Raw genomic sequence first — 17,426 nt, forward strand, 5'->3', positions numbered from 1 at the left:
TAATCGCTAAGAAATATCTCGCTAGTGAGTTTTTTGTCACACGAACTTTCCATGGTAGGGTTTATCCTTATAGAATGTAAGGTTTAGTGTGCCTGCTTCGGGGGTTGTATGATAGAAATTGTCATCGATGGAAAATATAGAATTGTAGAAGAGGGGCTAACCCTTCTGGAAGCAGCCAAAGTGTGCGGGGTCGAAATCCCTTCACTGTGCGGAATGAACAAAAGTAACGAGAAAATTCCGTGTGATTTGTGTGTGGTCGAAGTGGAAAGTGGCGGAACTAAGCGCGCCTGTGATCTCAAAGTGTACCGCGGTCTCAATGTCGTCACACAATCAGAACAACTGAGTGAGCACCGCAGAAAAGCGCTCAACCGAATCATGACGGACCACTACGCCGACTGTGAAGCTCCATGCAAAACGGCGTGTCCTGCTGGGGTAGACATCCAATCTTATCTCTACCATATCTCGCAAAACGATCATCAAAAAGCGATTGAAGTTATTAAACGCACACTACCAATGCCGTTGTCGATTGGGCGTGTGTGTCCGGCATTCTGCGAAAGTGAGTGTCGCCGTTCTTTGGTGGATGAGCCGATTGCCATTCGCCAACTCAAACGCCATGCCGCAGACGCAGATTTAGCGGCGCATGAAGCGTATGTCCCAGAGAAAAAACCAGCGAAGCATCGCAAGATCGCCGTTGTTGGTAGTGGCCCCGGTGGCTTAACGGCAGGTTATTACTTGTCGAATGAAGGTTATGACGTCACCGTATTTGAGTCCATGCCCAAAGCAGGCGGTTGGCTACGCTACGGCATTCCTGAATATCGCCTACCCAAAGACATTCTAGACAAAGAAATCGAACTGATGTGCCGCAACGGTATGCAAGTTGAAACCAACAAAAAGCTTAGTGTTGATTTCACGCTGTCGCAATTGAGTGAAGACTACGATGCTGTCTGTTTGGCAGTGGGGGCGTCTCAAGCGGTAGAAATGAAGTATCCTGGTAGCGAGTTGGACGGTTGCTACCTCGGTGTTGATTACCTGAAAGATTACGTTACAGAGCAAAACTACGTTACGGGCAAAAAAGTTGCCGTGATTGGTGGTGGTAACACTGCGATCGACTGTGCGCGTACGGCGCGTCGTGCGGGTGCCGATACCACTTTGATCTATCGTCGAACTCGCGACGAAATGCCGGCCGAAGACTACGAAATCGTCGAAGCTGAACATGAGGGCGTGAAGTTCCATTTCTTGACGAATCCGGCGGAAAACATCGCGGATGAAAACGGCCGCGTGAAGGCAATTCGATTAGAGCGAATGGCGTTAGGTGAGCCAGATGCGTCTGGTCGTCGTAGCCCGAAACCAACGGGTGAGTTCTTTACTGAAGCATTTGATACCGTGATTGCAGCTGTATCGCAAAAGCCGGATCTCAGCTTCTTAGAAAACGATGAGCTGTCCATTCCTCTAACGCGTTGGAACACATCTGAGTCCGACTCGCAAACCATGCACACGGGTACGGGCAATATCTTCAGTATCGGTGATTTTCGTCGTGGTCCTGCGACTGCGGTTGAAGCGGTGGGGGATGGGCGAGTTGCGGCAAAAGCGATTGATCTGTTCCTCAATGGCGATATGGCGGATATGCCGAAACCTGCGTTCAACTCTCGTAAAGAGAAAAAACTGGCGCAGGTTGACCCACTTCATTTTGAAAACATCCAAAAAGTTGCTCGTTCAATCATGCCGGAGTTGACTCCAGCGCAGCGTGAGCAGAGTTTTGCTGAAGTGGAACTGGGCTTTGATAACGAAGAGGCCATGAAAGAAGCGGCGCGCTGCTTAGAGTGTGGTTGCCAAGCGAATACCGACTGTGCCTTGCGAGATTACTCAACGGAATATCATGCCGAGCAACATTTCGATGTTTCCGTGGACGTTTCCTCTGCTAGCGTGATTGGTCATCAAGATTGGCTCGATTTGCGAGCGAAAGATCTTCGTCATAAATACGAAGTAGACCGCAGTTCTGAGTTCATTGAATTTGATGCTAACCGCTGCATCAGTTGTGGTCAGTGTATTCAAGCATGCCGCGAGCAAGCGGTACATGGTGTGTTGAGTTTTGTGTCGGATAAAAATGGCCGACCAGCTTTACGACCAGATGATCGTCCACGATTCCGCTCCGATGAAAAAGGCGCAAGTTGCAGTGGTTTGACGCTCATGGGCAATTCAAATTGCGTGCAATGTGGGGCGTGTGTTCAGGCATGTCCAACGGGCGCGATGGTGGACAGCCGTGACCGCTCTCAAGGCAGAACCGAACAGCTAAAAGCCGTCGATACCATTTGTACCTATTGTGGTGTGGGTTGTAAGTTGACCATGTTTGTCGATGAGCGACAAAACAAAATCCGCTATGTAAAAGGTGCGGATTCGCCAGTTAACCAAGGAATGCTGTGCGTGAAAGGCCGTTTTGGTTTTGATTTCATTAGCAGCGAAGAGCGTTTAACGACACCACTGATTCGTAAAGATGGTTGGTTGCAGCCAGCAAGTTGGGACGAAGCGATTCAGCTAGTGGCTTCGAAGCTTTCGACCATCAAGCAAGATTTTGGTAACAACGCACTGGCCGGATTCTCTTCAGCGAAAACCACTAACGAAGATAACTACGCGTTTCAAAAATTCATCCGTCGTGAACTTGGTACGAACAACGTTGATCACTGCGCACGTTTGTGTCACGCATCAAGTGTGACAGGGCTTGAAGCATCGTTGGGGAGTGGTGCGATGACCAACGACATTCCGAGCATTAAGCATTCCGATGTGATCTTTATTATCGGTTCTGACACCACATCTGCGCACCCGATCATCGCTTCGCACATCAAACAGGCGATTCGTCATCACGGGGCACGCTTGATTGTGGCAGACCCGAAACGAGTGGACATGGCCGAACATGCAGATCTGTACTTAGCGCATCGACCGGGTACGGATGTTATGTTGCTCAACGGCGTGATGCAGCAAATCATCAAAAATGGTTGGTACGATCAAGAATACATCGAAGAGCGCGTCGACGGCTTTGATACCTTGCTTCAAGAGGTGATGTCACCAGCGTACAACCTCGACAAAGTTGAGTTAGTGACGGGCATAAAAGCGGACGATATTTTCGCGATGGCGCGAATGATTGGTACGGCAAAACGCACCGCGGTGTATTACTCAATGGGTATTACCCAGCATACGACAGGGCACGACAACGTTCGTTCGATTGCAAACCTGCAATTGTTGTGTGGCAACATCGGTATTGAGGGTGGTGGTATTAACCCACTGCGCGGTCAATCAAACGTACAAGGTGCGTGTGATATGGGCGCATTGCCGAACTGTTATCCGGGATACCAAAAAGTGTATAACCCGATTGTTCGTCAGAAATTCGCGATTGAGTGGGATGCCCCGAACTTACCTTCTGAGCAAGGGCTTACCCTAACGGAAATCATCGATGCGGCGTGCAAACGAGAAGTTCGCGGGATGTACATCATGGGCGAAAACCCAGTACTGAGTGATCCAAACCAAGCACACGTGATTGAAGGGTTGGAAGCACTCGACTTCTTGGTCGTGCAAGACATCTTCCTCACCGAGACGGCGCAGTACGCCGATGTGGTATTGCCTTCTTGTTCATTTGCGGAAAAATCCGGTCACTTCACCAATACTGAGCGACGCGTGCAGCGCGTTAATGCGGCAGTGAAAGCGCCGGGTGAGGCGAAAGAAGATTGGTGGATCATTCAAGCGATCGCAAACGCGATGGGCAGCGATTGGCATTACCAGTGTGTTTCTGAAATCACTAGCGAGATCGCGCGTGTAACGCCGCAATATGCAGGGTTGCGTTGGGACGCGATCACGCCGAACGGTGTTCAATGGCCAAGTAACAAGAACAATCCAAATGGTACTCGTATCATGCACCAAACCCAATTTACCCGAGGGAAAGGGCAAATGGTGGGCGTGCCGTTCCGCTATGCAGCTGAGTTGCCTGATGAAGAGTATCCTTTGGTGCTTACAACAGGGCGTGTGCTAGAACAGTTCCACACCGGTACGATGACACGCAAAACGAAAGGGTTGGATAACCTTGCTGGGCCAAGAGCGATGATCAGTGTTGAAGATGCCGAAGCAATTGGTATCCACAATGGTCAGCGCCTAAAAGTGTCGACTCGTCGTGGCAGCATCGAAATTGATGCGTTTGTGACCAAGCGAATGCAAAAAGGGGTGGTGTTTATCCCATTCCATTTCGTTGAGTCGCCAGTCAACCGCTTGACGACCACGGCAACGGACCCGCATGCGAAAATTCCTGAATTCAAAGTCGCGGCGGTGAAGATTGAAATCAGTGAAACGGCCGCTCAACCAGAGCCTGTCGAGGAGGCGGTACACCACCTCTAACATCAACGCTTCACGCACTGGCGAGTTGAGAAATTGCATTTAAGCTTATGATATGTAATAGCGAAACGAGCAGTGAGTGTGCCGAGCGTTTTTAAGTGGATCATATTGCTTCTACCCGCTCTTATTTGGCTGGCGGTCAGGCAAATTGAACATATTTGGTGGGCGGAGAATCTTACCTCGATTCCCGCCCTCATTGTGTTCACTTACGTTGCTTTAGCCTCGGCGTTTTTCATCACTCGTCGATGGTTGCAAAGTGCATTTTCCGCCTTTGTCGCTATTTTGTTTGTCTCGTTACTTGTTCCGTCTCAGCGCAGCCATGTGGTGTCTTGCTCGCACTCGTTGAGCGTCATTCAATTCAATCTTTTTTACGAAAACTCGGACATCAATCAGTTCATCAACTATCTGTTGAGGCATCCTGCTGATTTGGTGGTGATGCAAGAGCTGACGCCGCGTGTTGGCAGCCTTTTGCACATGTTGGATGATGTCTATCCGCATTATTATGGTGGCCAACGTGACGCAGGGTACCCATCAAATTTGATGATTCTTAGCCGACACCCGATCACGGAGGTTTCGGTTTATCGTGCGCCAAATGGACAAGAAGTCATCAGAGCGGTTTGGTTGCCTAAAGGTCAAGCACCGATCACTTTGTTTGCGGCTCATCCACCGTCACCAAGAACCAGCGAGCTTTGGCATCAAAGAAATGCGCTGGTGCGAACTATAGAAATGCTGACCGCGCTTTATCCCGAGCCAGAGGTGTTGGTTGTGGGGGATTTCAATCTCTCCTCGGTTAGCCCTCGTTTTGCTACGCTGTTCCCGAGTTTTCAAACCGCGCCAGTGACGAGCTGGCCAACTAACATCAAAGGCATCAACGTGCCAGAGCCGATGATGATAGGTATTGATCATTTGTGGCTAAAATCTGAGCAAGGACAGCGAATCATCTGCTCTCGTGAATCCTCTGCTTTACCACAAGGCTCAGATCACCGCATGGTGACAACCCAGATCGGTGTGCATATTCCATAGTTAAAGCCCTTAGAATTTGTTGTGTTGCATAAGTTAAACCTGTGCTGAGCTTGTCATAGAATTGACTCTCTCTGACTGTTCTCTGTTATTTGAGCAAGTTCCATGACCTAAACTTTGCTCGCTTCCTATACTGAACTAACGAAGCAGGATTTTTATAACAACAAGAGGCAGCTTGCATGACAAGAACAACCTCATTTGCACTCGTTTTATTACTGATGTGCGCATACTTTGGTTACAACCGTTATTACGTGTATCCGCAGCAGTTGGAAACACAGGCCAAATCCATGTTGATACAAATGGCAAATCGCGAAGAGTGGATGGATGTGTTTGAGATGATGAATCGCGTAGAGGCGCACAAAGGGCATTTAGAACTCGTGGCCGATGTTACGTCTTCTGATGGCAAACGTGCTTACAGTGAAGGCTTTATTACCTATACCGATCGTGAAGGTGTCGTCTGTAAACAGGTGGTGTTTAACTTTAAAATCAACTCTTTGAAAAACTACAGTATTTCAGACTTACGAGACTGCTCGTACGGCGAATATTATTAAGGTGAGTTGCTTAGTTAAGTCCGGTAAAACTAAATTTGAATATCCAAACAAAAATAGCCTCATTGTCGAGGCTATTTTTGTTTCTGCGGAAGAGAAAAATTGGCAAGTTTAATCGAGCGATTTCTTAAACCTCAGTGACGCAACGACCAATCCAAATACGGTAAACCCGAGCAACCAAAGGGTATCTCGCCATAAGTCCATCAGATCCGCTCCTCGCAACACTATGCCTCGAATCATGCGCATAAAGTGAGTGGCGGGCAGGGCTTCTGAAATCCACTGTGCTGCGACTGGCATGCCCTCGTAAGGAAACATAAATCCAGACAGCAGAATTGAAGGCAGAAGAATGAACACCGTCATTTGCATGGCTTGAAGCTGTGTTGTGGCGATGGTGGATATGACCAATCCTAAAGTTAAGCTGGCGGCGATAAACAACAAGGTTCCAAACAGAATTTGGCTGATTGCACCGTTAATCGGCACGCCGAAAATCCAATGTCCCAACCCTAGAATGATGAAAACCTGAATTAAGCCGACAAAGATATACGGCACGATTTTCGCCACCATTAGCTCTATCGAGTGGATGGGCGTGGTGATCAATAGCTCCAAATTTCCTCGTTCACGTTCTCGTACAATCGCGGCACTGGTGAACAAAATCATCGTCATGGTGAGAATCACACCGAGTAAGCCGGGTACGATGTTGACCGCAGAACGCCGACTTGGGTTGTAGTAGAGTGCGACTTCGAATGTTTTGCTTGGCGCTGGGCGAATCTCGAAATCAAAATCGGTCAATGGCATGGTTTGCAACGACAATATTGCCGAGCTGATCATGGTATCTGACCCATCCACAATCCATTGCCCAAGCTCTCGACCTTGCATCATGCGTTGTGTGAGATCGCTTGGCAAAATCAGCACTGCGCGCACAATACCATCTTGAATCGCTTGTTCAGCCTCTTGCGCGGTGGCATAGGTTTCTTTGATATCCACCACTTGAGTGACTTTGACGGACTGAGTAATGATCCGCCCGGCGGTACTGCCACTTTGGTCAACAACACCTACCGGAATGTTGCGAATGTCCGTATTGATTGCGAAGCCGAACAGCAAAAGCTGGATAAGCGGGATCATCACCACCATGCCAAATGTGATTCGGTCACGGGAAAGTTGGCGAATCTCTTTGATCATGACGGCTTTCATGCGAGCGATAGGTTTCATCATTGGCGGCCTTTCCCTGTCACGCTGACAAAAACATCTTCTAAGCTTGGGCGAGCGTGATTCATTTCAGCGTTTTGAAGTTCAGGAAACGTCTGCTTTAACCATTCAATCGGCTGCTCGACATGCTGGTGGATAAGGATGCGTAAACGAATCCCCAACTGCGCCGCAGAGCGAACTTCGTCACGTTGAATCAGCTTTTCTTTAAGTTCACGAAGTTTGTCGGCTTTCACCTCAATGATATTAACGCCCATTTGTTCCATTAACCGTTCGGGTTCACCATCGGCACGAATTTCGCCTGATTCCATGATTGCCAGACGGTGGCAGCGTTCCGCTTCGTCCATGTAATGGGTGGTGACCAAAATCGTCGTACCTTGATCGCACAAGTCGAACAACTGCTCCCAAAAATCGCGTCGATTTTCGGGGTCAACGGCGGATGTCGGCTCATCCAAAAATAGCAGTTCGGGTTTGTGCATGGTCGCCGCGGCGAGTGAAAGGCGCTGCTTTTGTCCGCCACTCATGCCGCTTACGCGCTGTTTGCGCAATTGATCCAACCCGTAAGTGGTGAGCTGCTCTTCTATCCGCTCTTTCAGCGACTTGCTGTTTAAACCAAAAATTTGCCCAATAAATTCAAGGTTCTCTTGAACGGATAGGTCGTCGTACAACGAGAACTTTTGTGTCATGTAGCCAATTTTGAGCCGCAGTTGTTCGGATTGTTTTGGGATTTCTAATCCAAGCACATCCACACTGCCTTCGCTTGGGCTGAGAAGGCCGGTGAGCACACGAATGGTGGTCGACTTACCACAACCATTTGGCCCCAAAAATCCGTAAATGCTGCCTTTGGGCACGTTGAGTGTGATGTTATTGATAGCAGTAAAGTCGCCGAACTTTTTGACCACATTTTGAGCTTGAATTGCATACTCGGTCATTGGCTTACTCCACCAAATCTACTTGGGCAGGCACACCGGACGGCAACGTTTTTGCAGACTCAGGTAAATCAACTTCTGCTAGATACATCAATCGTGAACGTTCTTCTTCGGTTAGTGCGAAGTAGGGCGTGAATGAAGGCTCACTAGCCACCCAACGAACGGTGCCTTGTAATGGATTCTCAAGGCCATCGACATTTACCGTCACGGTTTTCCCAGGAATAAACCCGATTCGATAATCGGCAGGAATATACACTCGCGCATACGGCACGCGGTTGGCTTGAATCACGGCAACCACACCGTTCACTGGTACGCGTTCGCCAAGATTGTAAGGCAAATTATCGAGCGTACCGTCACGCGTAGCCGTGATGGTGAGTTCTGCCAGTTTTTGCTCTTGCAACGCTACTTCGGCTTTTGCCGCCATTAAAGCGGCTTTAGCTTGTTCGATGTCTTCGAGGCGAGAACCTGCGGTGAGCTTACTGAACTCTTCTTTTGCTGAGTCTAATTCGGCTCTCGCCGAGTCCCTCGCCGCAAGAGCTGAATCTTTTTCGGATTGGCTGATGAGCTTTTTACGCACCAGTTCTGCTTTGCGTTGATAGTTTTTCTGCGCTTCGGTGAGCTGCGCTTCCGCTCGGGCTACGCGTGCCGATGCAGCAGCAATGTCTTCTGGGCGTTCACCATTGGTCAATTTAAGCAAATACGCTCCCGCTTTGGCTTGCTCGGCAACGGCGTGCGCAAGAACTGCTTGTTGATTCTTGGTATCGAGCTGAACCAACACTTCCCCTTCACTGACCAAGCTGCCTTCTTTGACAGGAAGGGCTCTAATTATCTCATTAGATGTGGCGGTAAACGTTACGCGGTCACGTTCTAAGGTGCCAAGCGCTTGGTGCGTTTTATCTTTCGAACAGGCGCTTAAAAGGGCAATAATCAATGTGCCAAAAATGATTCGCTTCATAGTGCGGTGCTTCCTTTGAAGAAGTAATGCATGAATAGATAACTTGCGAACGGGAGCGTGTTGATTGAGCCCGCCAACCCGTCGCTAACTGCCATCCATAACGATTTCTTTTTAGAGCTTAGCATTTTATCTACAAGCGATTCTTTTTAAATAGAGAGGCTTAGCGTTGGAACAAGCTTGTCGCGAGGTGGAATGAAAAAACCTTGAACGAGGTCAGGTTTTTCCTGATAAGTAAAATTAAATGCCCAGCGATAAATACTAGGCTAGTTGAGGCTGCAAGTTGTCAATTGATTCTGAATTAGAAATCACTTCACATTTTAAGTGGTTGATTCGTAAAATGGATTGCGGTCGGCCATGACAATAGGCAAGGTGTTGAATAATACGAATCACTCATATAAGGCCATCCATGACAACAACTGGTCACGTGCATTTTTATATTGGCACTTACACCAACCCACCGAGTACGAGCACGGGCATTGCGCGTGTATCGCTGAACACTGAAACGGGTGAACTGACTCGGCTTGACGATGTTGCTGTTCAACGTAATCCGTCCTATCTCACGATCACCGAACACGGGCTGTATACGTTTAGCGAAATGGATAGAAATGAAGGTGCAGAGCTCGCGTTTTTTCGCGGTAGTGAATCCGTCTCTTTGCCGATTAATGGCGATTATCCGTGTCATTTGGATATCAAAGAACCGTTGTTGGCGGTTGCTAATTATGGCTCTGGAAATGTTAGCGTATTTCAATTGGATCGCGATGGTAAACCGCTTGGTTTGTTGACGGATTTATACGTTGATGGATGCGGGCCGAATTTAGAGCGCCAAACTTCTCCTCACGCTCATCAAGTCACGTTTTTAAAGCACAGTGATCAATTGGTTGCCGTAGACTTAGGCAGCGATAGCGTCCTTATTTATGATTACGAGGCTCAACAGTCGGATTTTTCACTGTCGCAAGTGATTCATTTACCCGCAGGTTCGGGACCGCGCCATGTGGTGTTTAACCAACAAGAGTCGACAGCGTATGTGGCTTGCGAACTGTCAGAAACCTTGATTGTTCTGGTTAAGCACCAAGATAAATGGCTTATCTCGAATCAAACAGAATTATTAGAAAGGGAAGATAATCAGCAAGCGGCGGCGGCGATTCGTCTTTCGTTAGATGAAACGTTTTTGTATGTCTCTTGCCGAGCTCAGAACAAAATCAGTGTGTTTGATGTGTCTGGTGATACGCCCAAAAGGCGAGCAGCCATTCACTGTGAAGGGGCTTTTCCACGAGATTTTGTGTTGTCTCATGATCAAAAGTGGTTGCTGGTTGCCAATCAACATTCCAACAATGTGGTGAGCTTTCGTCGCAATCCTCAAACAGGGGAAATTACTGCAACGGGTTATGACTGTGAGATAGGCTCTCCAGTGTGTATTGTCGAACACCTTTGTAACGATTAACGCAGAAGCAGCAGGAAATAGAAAAGCCTAGCGGGCGGCTAGGCTCTCAAGGATAAAAACAGTTAACGCCAATCTTCGAGGCACACTTAGACGTAAATTTTGCCTTTCATATACAACACACCATCACCAGATACATTGACGCAATCCTCTTTGACTTCGCAGTACAGAACGCCACCACGCGCTGATGCTTGATACGCCACTAAAGATGCTTTGCCGAGCTCTTGCGCCCAATATGGTGCTAAGCCTGCGTGGACTGATCCTGTGACAGGGTCTTCATCTCCGCCGTTTGCTGGCCAAAAGTAGCGAGATACAAAGTCGTATTGACTGCTTTTTGATGTGACGACGACATCGTAAGGGGCGAGTTGTTTCAGTTGGTCGGATCGATATTGAACATCGAAAACGGTTTGCTCATCTTCCACGATGACGAAGTAAGCTTGCGGGCTAAGCAGTACGTGTGTTACTTCGCAGTTTAATCCCTCAATTAATTGCGTAGGAATGGCGTTGACGGGGTGTGGCGCTCTTGTCGGAAATGTCATTTCAATCTTGCCAAGTGCGTTCTTAATTACGGTTAAGGTGCCCACTTTTAATGTGTGAAACTCAATACTTCCTGTAACGCCTAGTTGGTCGAACAACACCATAGAAGCGGCGAGCGTTGCATGTCCACAAAAGTCGATTTCTGTGAGTGGCGAAAACCAGCGTACTTCATATTGATTCGTACCAATCGCTTTAACAAACGCGGTTTCAGAGAGGTTGTTTTCCGCTGCAATGTTTTGCATTAGATCTGGTTCTAACCACTCTTGCAAGGGTACGACTGCGGCTGAGTTGCCTTTAAATTGCGTGTCTGTAAATGCGTCAACGACGAAGATATCCAGTTCCATTTTGTCTTCCTTGTTCTATAAGTGGTTAGTTAGCATAAACCAGATGCAACTCAGAGAATAAGAAATTTATGTTTGAATCTTAAAGTATCAAAATAGACGATGGTTTTATATTTTGTGATACTTACTGGTGTGCACTGGCTTGGGTTGATGAATAGACTTGAATTGAACTCATTGAAAGGAAGAAACACATGAAAGCGATTCACAAGTCTGTTTTGGCCCTTAGCGTTTTGGTTATCGGCTCTGCCCATGCTTTTGAACTAACGAGCAAAGATATTCAAGAAGGTCATCCAATGGCGAAGACATTTGAATATTCAGGTTGGGGATGTGATGGTGCGAACCAGTCTCCACAACTGATGTGGAAAGACGTTCCAAAGGGTACAAAAAGTTTTGCGATTACCGCGTACGATCCTGATGCACCAACAGGCAGTGGTTTTTGGCATTGGATAGCGTTTGATATTCCAGCCTCAGTTAACGAGCTGCCTCGTGGCGTTGATATCAGTAAGCTCGGCGGTAAGGAGTCTCGTATCGATTACGGTACTACTGGTTTTGGCGGCGCATGTCCGCCAGAAAAAGATGGTATGCACCGCTACCAGTTTACCGTTTGGGCGCTGCCGAGTGATAAGTTGAACTTGGATGAGAACACGCCAGCGGCGGTTGTAGGATTTACGTTGAATAGTGTTGCATTGGACTACGCGAAGTTAACCGCGACTTACACGCGATAATTAAATACTTAAGGGGAGAAGATGGGGCATCAATATCAAGTGACGCTGTTTCGTGCGGAGCAGCAGCAAAAGCTACGTAACGTCAGGATTCACTCCCCGAGTATTATCCAGATCATTAAAGGGAGTAAGCGTCTGTTTTGGAAAGACGAAGCGTTTGATATTCTTCATCCTAACATCATGCTTTGTGAAGCAAACGCTTCGCTGAATTTTGAAAACCTTCCTCAACAAGGGCGTTTTCTTTCACGAATGTTCAGTTTTCACTGCGTACCTAGCGATGAAATGTTAGAGCTGAGTATGAGTAATGCATTGGGAAATTACGTCCCAGCGGTGGAGACAGACAAAGCACTGCAAGCGACATTAAATGCCTTGTTTTCTTTTGAACGGGAAAGTTTAAGTGAAGCGACGCAACGTTATTGGATGATGGGGTTGTATCAGCAGTTAGCAGAGCGAGGACTATTGCATCGACTTTTCACGAGTTCCAATACCTCGTTCAGTCAGAAACTCAGCCGCTATCTGTCACGCTCTCCGGGCGATGACCACCCTTTGGAATTTGTTGCTGAGCGCTTTGCTATGAGCCGAGCAACGTTGATACGCAAACTCAAACAAGAGGGCACTCAGTATCGCGAAGTGCTGGCAGAAGTGCGCTTAAATCACGCACTCTACCTGATGCAAAATGGTTCATACAACGTTGCGTTACTCGCGCAGTTGTGTGGCTATCAATCGGAAGGCCGTTTTAGCCAACGATTTAAAGGGAAGTTTGGTTTAACGCCCAGTGAGTACATAAAAACTGTCGTCAGTTAGTACTTAATATTGCTGTTTGGCTCGATCTTTATGTTTCCAATTTTAGCTCTGGTATTTGGTTTTCATCCTCAGTGCGACGTTAACCAAAGCAATCAGAACAGGAACCTCGATTAGCGGACCAATCACGCCAGCGAATGCTTGATCGGAGTTCAGGCCAAATACAGCAATGGAAACCGCGATCGCCAGCTCGAAGTTGTTGCCCGTCGCCGTAAAAGCGATGGAGGCATTTTTATCGTAGGGGATGCCCATTCTCTTCCCGATAAAGAAGCTGGTAAAAAACATCAATACGAAGTAGATCGCTAGTGGGACTGCCACGCGGAACACATCCATTGGTAGCTGTAAAATCATCTCTCCTTTGAGGCTGAACATCAGCACGATGGTGGCGAGCAAAGCGATCAAAGTAATGGGTGAAATTCGAGGAATAAACACATCGTTGTACCACTTCTCACCCTTTGCAGCGACTAACCATTTACGACTGAGAAAACCAGCGAGGAACGGAATACCTAAGTAAATCAATACGCTTTCTGCAATGTCTCCCATGGAAATATCAACCACAAAACCTTCATAGCCAAAGAACGGTGGAAGTACGGTGATGAATAGCCAAGCCATAACGCTGTAAGTCAGAATTTGAAATGCGCTATTTAATGCCACCAAGGCCGCGCCATATTCTTTGTTGCCGCCGCCAATATCATTCCACACTAAAACCATAGCGATGCAGCGTGCAAGGCCAATCAAAATAATACCGACCATGTAACCTGGATGATCACCAAGAAAGGTTAAAGCAAGAACGAACATCAGGATTGGGCCGATGATCCAGTTCATAACCAGAGACAGCGTGATGGCTTTTTTATCTCTCGTTACCGTTCCTAATAGACCGTAGTTCACCTTGGCGAGTGGTGGGTACATCATCAAAATCAAACCAATGGCGAGTGGTACGTTCGTACTACCAACGGACATTGCTTCGTTCCATTCTGCTACTTGCGGGCAGGCTGCGCCTATCCCCACGCCGATGGCCATTGCGACAAAGATCCAAACCGTTAAGTAGCGGTCAAGAAAGCTCATTTTTTCGCTGGCACTATTTAAAACTTCAGTCGTCATAGTGATCTCTATTCGTTTATCGTCGAAAGGCGATATATAAGGTTATAGTTTATCTTTGCGCGCATGGAAAGCGCGCAATGTGTCTTAGCTAAATAAACCGGAAAATTGAGCGTTAAACGCGTTCAGTTTTTCACGTTGAATGCGGTAACAAACCTTTGGCGGGTTAGGTTCTGCACTGATAAACCCGGCCTGTTTTAGAATACGTAAGTGTTCTGATACGGTCGATTGCGCTAAACCTAACTCAGAGACTAAATCGCTATTTAAGCAGCCGCCCATAGTGTCTAAAGTGTGAAGAATATGCAGAATGCGTAAGCGAGCAGGATGAGACAGCGCTTTCGCTTGAGCGGCGAGTGCTTGCTCTTTATCGAGTTGTTTTTGCGTGGCTTCAAAAGCAATTTGGCACGTTTCGCTGCATTTGTTGCTCATGAGCAAACCTTTATAGTTAATCGTCGAATTGCGATTAAGTGTACGTGTGCTTTTTCTAAGGCGCAACTGTTGGCAGTAAAAAAGCAGAACTTAAAGATACGACGAATTGGGGGTGTGGTATCAGGAGCTAAGTTCTGCTTGGGGGTTAGGTCATGAGCAATTCTCTATATTTCCTGCTCGCTAAATTAGTATGGTGAAAAAAGGGGAGGCGAAAAAGAGAGTAGATTTCTTCGCTTTATTCCTGATAAAACCGAATTGGTGGGGTTTTCCTACAATATAGGCACGAAATGTTAGTAAAAGGGGAACAAAGTGTTTGGAAGTTTTCTTATTTTATTGCCGCCAAGTTCAGTAAAATACGCCTATTGAATGGCCTCCTAGAGTTAAGGTGCGTGCGGTGTCTGATCTCAACTTATTTCGTTATTACCAACGCTTGCTCTCTTTTGGTGTTGGTAATGAAGCAAAAACCACGCTGCAAGAAATCGCCGATTTGTTGTTTACTTCGCCTCGTCATGCGCGCAGTTTGCTGGCGCAGATGCAAGAGATAGCGTGGTTAAGTTGGCGACCAAAACCGGGACGGAACCAGCGTTCAACATTGTTGTTAAACGTTGAACTCAGCGCGCTAAAAGAAAGCCTTGCACTAGAGCGAATCAAGCTTGGTAAGTACGAGAAAGCGCTGTCGATTCTGGATGAAGATGAAGCTGCATTTGGGCGACTCCTCAAAACAACGTCGGGCGCATCGGTAAAAGAGGGGCGGCTCAATATTCAGCTGACCTACAAACGCATGTTCGAGCGTGTGGTTCCGCATCAACTGCAGCGAAGTAGTGAACGTTTTTTGCTTCGCCAAATTTATTGTTGTTTGGTTTCGAGCGATTACAACGGACAGGTGCAGCCAGAGTTGGCTCATCATTGGCGTTATGATGACAGCTTGTACGAATGGACATTTTATCTTCGTCCGGGTCTGACTTTTCATAATGGCAACCCAATTGATGCTGAAACGGTTGTCAGTTTGTTCGCCAAATTAAGCTCTTTGGAATACTACGAAAAAGAGCTGGCGCATGTTGCCAACATAACGGCACTTAATCCATTGAAGGTTGTTTTTAAGCTTAACCGACCTGACTTGGGTTTTGCTGGACTTATTTCTGGCGTGAAATATGGCATTCAGCCCGTGAGTCAGGTGAACGTTGCGAACAACAAGTTGGTGGTGGGGAGTGGTCCATTTTCCGTCGTTGAGCACAGTGAAAACCGTTTGAAACTGCAAGCGTTTGATGGCTATTACGCGTGTCGAGTATTAACGGATTTTGTGACGATATGGATCGTCAACGATGAACAGATGGAAAATCCATCGCTTGCCGCAAACACATTGCAACCAGAACCTGATTCTGCTGATGACATGTGCAGCCACTATATGTCGACGCCAAACAGTGAAGTATCACCAGCGAGTAAACGCAGTCGAACGGAGGACGGTTGTTTGTTCGCACTGTTTAACCATCATGCGAAGCACGCTTTGTCTCAGGCCCAGCGCCGATACATCAGTGAATTGATTAAACCTGAACAGCTAGCTGAAGTGATGCGCAGTGAAAACATTATATTTGGAAGCATACCTGCTTATAACTTATTGCCTAACTGGAAACCGGTGTTGCGTCCATTTGGAGAAGCGGTCAAGTTGCCAAAGCTGATCACCATCGCAGGGTACAATTACACGGCACTACGCCGGTGCGCGCGAGCGATTTCTTCGCGTTTAGAGCGTGCGGGCAGCCGAGTGGAGATCGTTATGTACTCCTACCGAGAACTGAGCGAGAAAGCCAAAAACGGCACGCTTGATGAGACTCTGGTTGTCACCAATATCAACTTGGACGATAACCGTCATGCGTCTGCGTTTAGCAACTTCTTTAGCAATGCTGTGCTTTACCACACTTTAGGGGCGCAAAATGCGGCGTGGTTGGATGCTCAAATGGAGAATGTCCGTGCATTCTCACCGCTTGAAGATTACCTGAGCGCGTTAGAGCCGATTGCGTCCACTTTGATTAGCGAATATTGGATTGCACCGATGTTTCACCATACTCAGACGCTACGTTTTCAAGGGGTCTTGGAAGATGTCGCACTCACAAACTGGGGATGGCCAGACATACGATCCGTTTGGTCTGCGGACTGATCAAAACCGCCTGAATGGCGGTTTTTTTGTGTTTGCAAGTTGGTGAAAGCCAGTGACGTTTTTATTTTTTCTAGCCAACAAGTGTGAGGTTTGTCTACGTTTTAGCGTGAGCTATCAATAAATGGCCCGAAATGAACTTTGAAACTAATCACGAATTATATCGAGTCAATAGGTCTAATGTGATCTGATTTGAATAATGTAATTTTAAGAATGTTTTCAAGAAAGTGATTGTATTCAAAATTCGTCTATTGACTTGTTGCTCAAATAAAATTTGTAGATTTTTTACGTGTGAGATTTTTGAGCTCTGTCCATTTAAACAAATTGACAGGCTTTAAAGTGTGACTCGAAGCGCAAAAGTAGCTCGGTTGCGCGGTTGGGACTCTGTTATTGATAATTAACCCATCAGATGACGAACTGTTGATAGGGTTAAATATGTTGTACGAGTTAATCGACCACGAACTAGTAGATGTAATTAATGATCGCGCTTACCAATGGCAAGATGCGGTTAAAAAGACAACGCAATACCTAGAAAATAAAGGTTACGTCTCCCAGAATTATGCTGATGCAATCATCCGTTCAACGGAAGAAAACGGTCCTTACTATGTGTTATGCCCTGGATTGGCAATGCCTCATGCCCGACCTGAAACTGGTGTTTTAAAAACAGGCTTAGGCATTCATATTTTCCCATCACCTGTTGATTTTGGATCGGATCTCGGTCCGGCCAATATTCTTATTACCTTAGCTGCAAAAGACTCTGATACCCACATTGAGGTGATTCAAGCGTTGAGCGAGATGTTTGTGGATGAAGAGAACATTGCAAAACTGGCACAAGCTTCTTCCAAAGAACAAGTGCTGGACATAATAAAAGCATACTAAAAG

The 17,426-nt window shown here is 47.0% G+C and carries 14 protein-coding genes; 8 read left to right on the plus strand and 6 right to left on the minus strand.

The genetic code is table 11. The features are described 5' to 3' along the window. Nucleotides 1-108 precede the first annotated feature (108 nt). The 3 genes from fdhF to VEA_RS21970 all read left to right on the plus strand — a co-directional run bounded on the left by fdhF (nucleotide 109) and on the right by VEA_RS21970 (nucleotide 5,945). Nucleotides 109-4,377 carry a formate dehydrogenase subunit alpha gene (gene fdhF / locus VEA_RS21960; RefSeq protein ID WP_006742104.1) on the plus strand — a complete coding sequence of 1,423 codons (4,269 nt, stop codon included), beginning with the start codon at nucleotides 109-111 and terminating at the stop codon, nucleotides 4,375-4,377. 72 nt (nucleotides 4,378-4,449) lie between these two features. Beyond that, nucleotides 4,450-5,397: an endonuclease/exonuclease/phosphatase family protein gene (locus tag VEA_RS21965; protein ID WP_006742103.1), complete on the plus strand. Its 948-nt coding sequence runs from the start codon at nucleotides 4,450-4,452 to the stop codon at nucleotides 5,395-5,397. Between the two features lie 176 nt (nucleotides 5,398-5,573). After that, nucleotides 5,574-5,945, plus strand: coding sequence for a hypothetical protein (locus VEA_RS21970; RefSeq protein ID WP_005391248.1), 372 nt, complete (start codon nucleotides 5,574-5,576; stop codon nucleotides 5,943-5,945). A gap of 108 nt (nucleotides 5,946-6,053) precedes the next feature. Here VEA_RS21970 and VEA_RS21975 read toward each other — a convergent pair whose 3' ends face one another. From VEA_RS21975 to VEA_RS21985, 3 genes are read right to left on the minus strand one after another with little or no spacing between them, the layout of a single operon-like run. Further along, entirely contained in the window at nucleotides 6,054-7,151 is a 1,098-nt protein-coding gene (locus VEA_RS21975) for an ABC transporter permease (protein WP_005498311.1), read from the minus strand. Beyond that, nucleotides 7,151-8,077, minus strand: coding sequence for an ABC transporter ATP-binding protein (locus tag VEA_RS21980; RefSeq protein ID WP_006742102.1), 927 nt, complete (start codon nucleotides 8,075-8,077; stop codon nucleotides 7,151-7,153). The genes VEA_RS21975 and VEA_RS21980 overlap by 1 nt, the downstream gene beginning before the upstream one ends. 4 nt (nucleotides 8,078-8,081) lie before the next feature. Then, the gene (locus VEA_RS21985; protein ID WP_006742101.1) at nucleotides 8,082-9,029 is read right to left on the minus strand and encodes an HlyD family secretion protein; all 948 of its coding nucleotides are present in this window, start codon (nucleotides 9,027-9,029) and stop codon (nucleotides 8,082-8,084) included. A 406-nt stretch (nucleotides 9,030-9,435) separates the two neighbouring features. Between VEA_RS21985 and VEA_RS21990 the strand changes: the two genes are divergently transcribed. After that, the gene (locus tag VEA_RS21990) at nucleotides 9,436-10,470 is read left to right on the plus strand and encodes a lactonase family protein (RefSeq protein WP_006742099.1); all 1,035 of its coding nucleotides are present in this window, start codon (nucleotides 9,436-9,438) and stop codon (nucleotides 10,468-10,470) included. A gap of 86 nt (nucleotides 10,471-10,556) precedes the next feature. Here VEA_RS21990 and VEA_RS21995 read toward each other — a convergent pair whose 3' ends face one another. Beyond that, nucleotides 10,557-11,348, minus strand: coding sequence for a PhzF family phenazine biosynthesis protein (locus tag VEA_RS21995; RefSeq protein ID WP_006742098.1), 792 nt, complete (start codon nucleotides 11,346-11,348; stop codon nucleotides 10,557-10,559). A gap of 188 nt (nucleotides 11,349-11,536) precedes the next feature. Between VEA_RS21995 and VEA_RS22000 the strand changes: the two genes are divergently transcribed. Both VEA_RS22000 and VEA_RS22005 read left to right on the plus strand, forming a co-directional pair. Continuing rightward, nucleotides 11,537-12,070, plus strand: coding sequence for a YbhB/YbcL family Raf kinase inhibitor-like protein (locus VEA_RS22000; protein ID WP_006742097.1), 534 nt, complete (start codon nucleotides 11,537-11,539; stop codon nucleotides 12,068-12,070). Nucleotides 12,071-12,091: 21 nt separating this feature from the next. Next, nucleotides 12,092-12,871 carry a helix-turn-helix transcriptional regulator gene (locus tag VEA_RS22005; protein ID WP_006742096.1) on the plus strand — a complete coding sequence of 260 codons (780 nt, stop codon included), beginning with the start codon at nucleotides 12,092-12,094 and terminating at the stop codon, nucleotides 12,869-12,871. 42 nt (nucleotides 12,872-12,913) lie between these two features. Here the strand turns inward: VEA_RS22005 and arsB are convergent, their stop codons facing one another. Both arsB and VEA_RS22015 read right to left on the minus strand, forming a co-directional pair. Then, nucleotides 12,914-13,969, minus strand: coding sequence for an ACR3 family arsenite efflux transporter (gene arsB / locus VEA_RS22010; protein WP_006742095.1), 1,056 nt, complete (start codon nucleotides 13,967-13,969; stop codon nucleotides 12,914-12,916). An 84-nt stretch (nucleotides 13,970-14,053) separates the two neighbouring features. After that, nucleotides 14,054-14,395 (minus strand): ArsR/SmtB family transcription factor, encoded by a 342-nt coding sequence (locus VEA_RS22015; RefSeq protein WP_006742094.1) that lies wholly within the window; start codon nucleotides 14,393-14,395, stop codon nucleotides 14,054-14,056. Between the two features lie 394 nt (nucleotides 14,396-14,789). Between VEA_RS22015 and VEA_RS22020 the strand changes: the two genes are divergently transcribed. Together VEA_RS22020 and VEA_RS22025 are read left to right on the plus strand one after the other, a co-directional pair. Continuing rightward, the gene (locus VEA_RS22020; RefSeq protein WP_012842455.1) at nucleotides 14,790-16,547 is read left to right on the plus strand and encodes an SgrR family transcriptional regulator; all 1,758 of its coding nucleotides are present in this window, start codon (nucleotides 14,790-14,792) and stop codon (nucleotides 16,545-16,547) included. A 432-nt stretch (nucleotides 16,548-16,979) separates the two neighbouring features. Then, a complete protein-coding gene (locus VEA_RS22025; protein ID WP_006742092.1) occupies nucleotides 16,980-17,423 on the plus strand; it encodes a PTS sugar transporter subunit IIA in 444 nt (147 codons plus the stop codon). The last annotated feature ends 3 nt before the right edge of the window (nucleotides 17,424-17,426 follow it).

Origin of the sequence: Vibrio antiquarius (genome assembly GCF_000024825.1) — a bacterium.
Lineage (GTDB): Bacteria > Pseudomonadota > Gammaproteobacteria > Enterobacterales > Vibrionaceae > Vibrio > Vibrio diabolicus.

Bases quoted from the DNA above. Each gene is read 5' to 3' on its own strand.
- fdhF (WP_006742104.1), top strand. From the start codon at position 109: ATGATAGAAATTGTCATCGATGGAAAATATAGAATTGTAGAAGAGGGG.
- VEA_RS21970 (WP_005391248.1), top strand. From the start codon at position 5,574: ATGACAAGAACAACCTCATTTGCACTCGTTTTATTACTGATGTGCGCA.
- VEA_RS21975 (WP_005498311.1), bottom strand. From the start codon at position 7,151: ATGAAACCTATCGCTCGCATGAAAGCCGTCATGATCAAAGAGATTCGC.
- VEA_RS21980 (WP_006742102.1), bottom strand. From the start codon at position 8,077: ATGACCGAGTATGCAATTCAAGCTCAAAATGTGGTCAAAAAGTTCGGC.
- VEA_RS21985 (WP_006742101.1), bottom strand. From the start codon at position 9,029: ATGAAGCGAATCATTTTTGGCACATTGATTATTGCCCTTTTAAGCGCC.
- VEA_RS21990 (WP_006742099.1), top strand. From the start codon at position 9,436: ATGACAACAACTGGTCACGTGCATTTTTATATTGGCACTTACACCAAC.
- VEA_RS21995 (WP_006742098.1), bottom strand. From the start codon at position 11,348: ATGGAACTGGATATCTTCGTCGTTGACGCATTTACAGACACGCAATTT.
- VEA_RS22000 (WP_006742097.1), top strand. From the start codon at position 11,537: ATGAAAGCGATTCACAAGTCTGTTTTGGCCCTTAGCGTTTTGGTTATC.
- VEA_RS22005 (WP_006742096.1), top strand. From the start codon at position 12,092: ATGGGGCATCAATATCAAGTGACGCTGTTTCGTGCGGAGCAGCAGCAA.
- arsB (WP_006742095.1), bottom strand. From the start codon at position 13,969: ATGACGACTGAAGTTTTAAATAGTGCCAGCGAAAAAATGAGCTTTCTT.
- VEA_RS22015 (WP_006742094.1), bottom strand. From the start codon at position 14,395: ATGAGCAACAAATGCAGCGAAACGTGCCAAATTGCTTTTGAAGCCACG.
- VEA_RS22025 (WP_006742092.1), top strand. From the start codon at position 16,980: ATGTTGTACGAGTTAATCGACCACGAACTAGTAGATGTAATTAATGAT.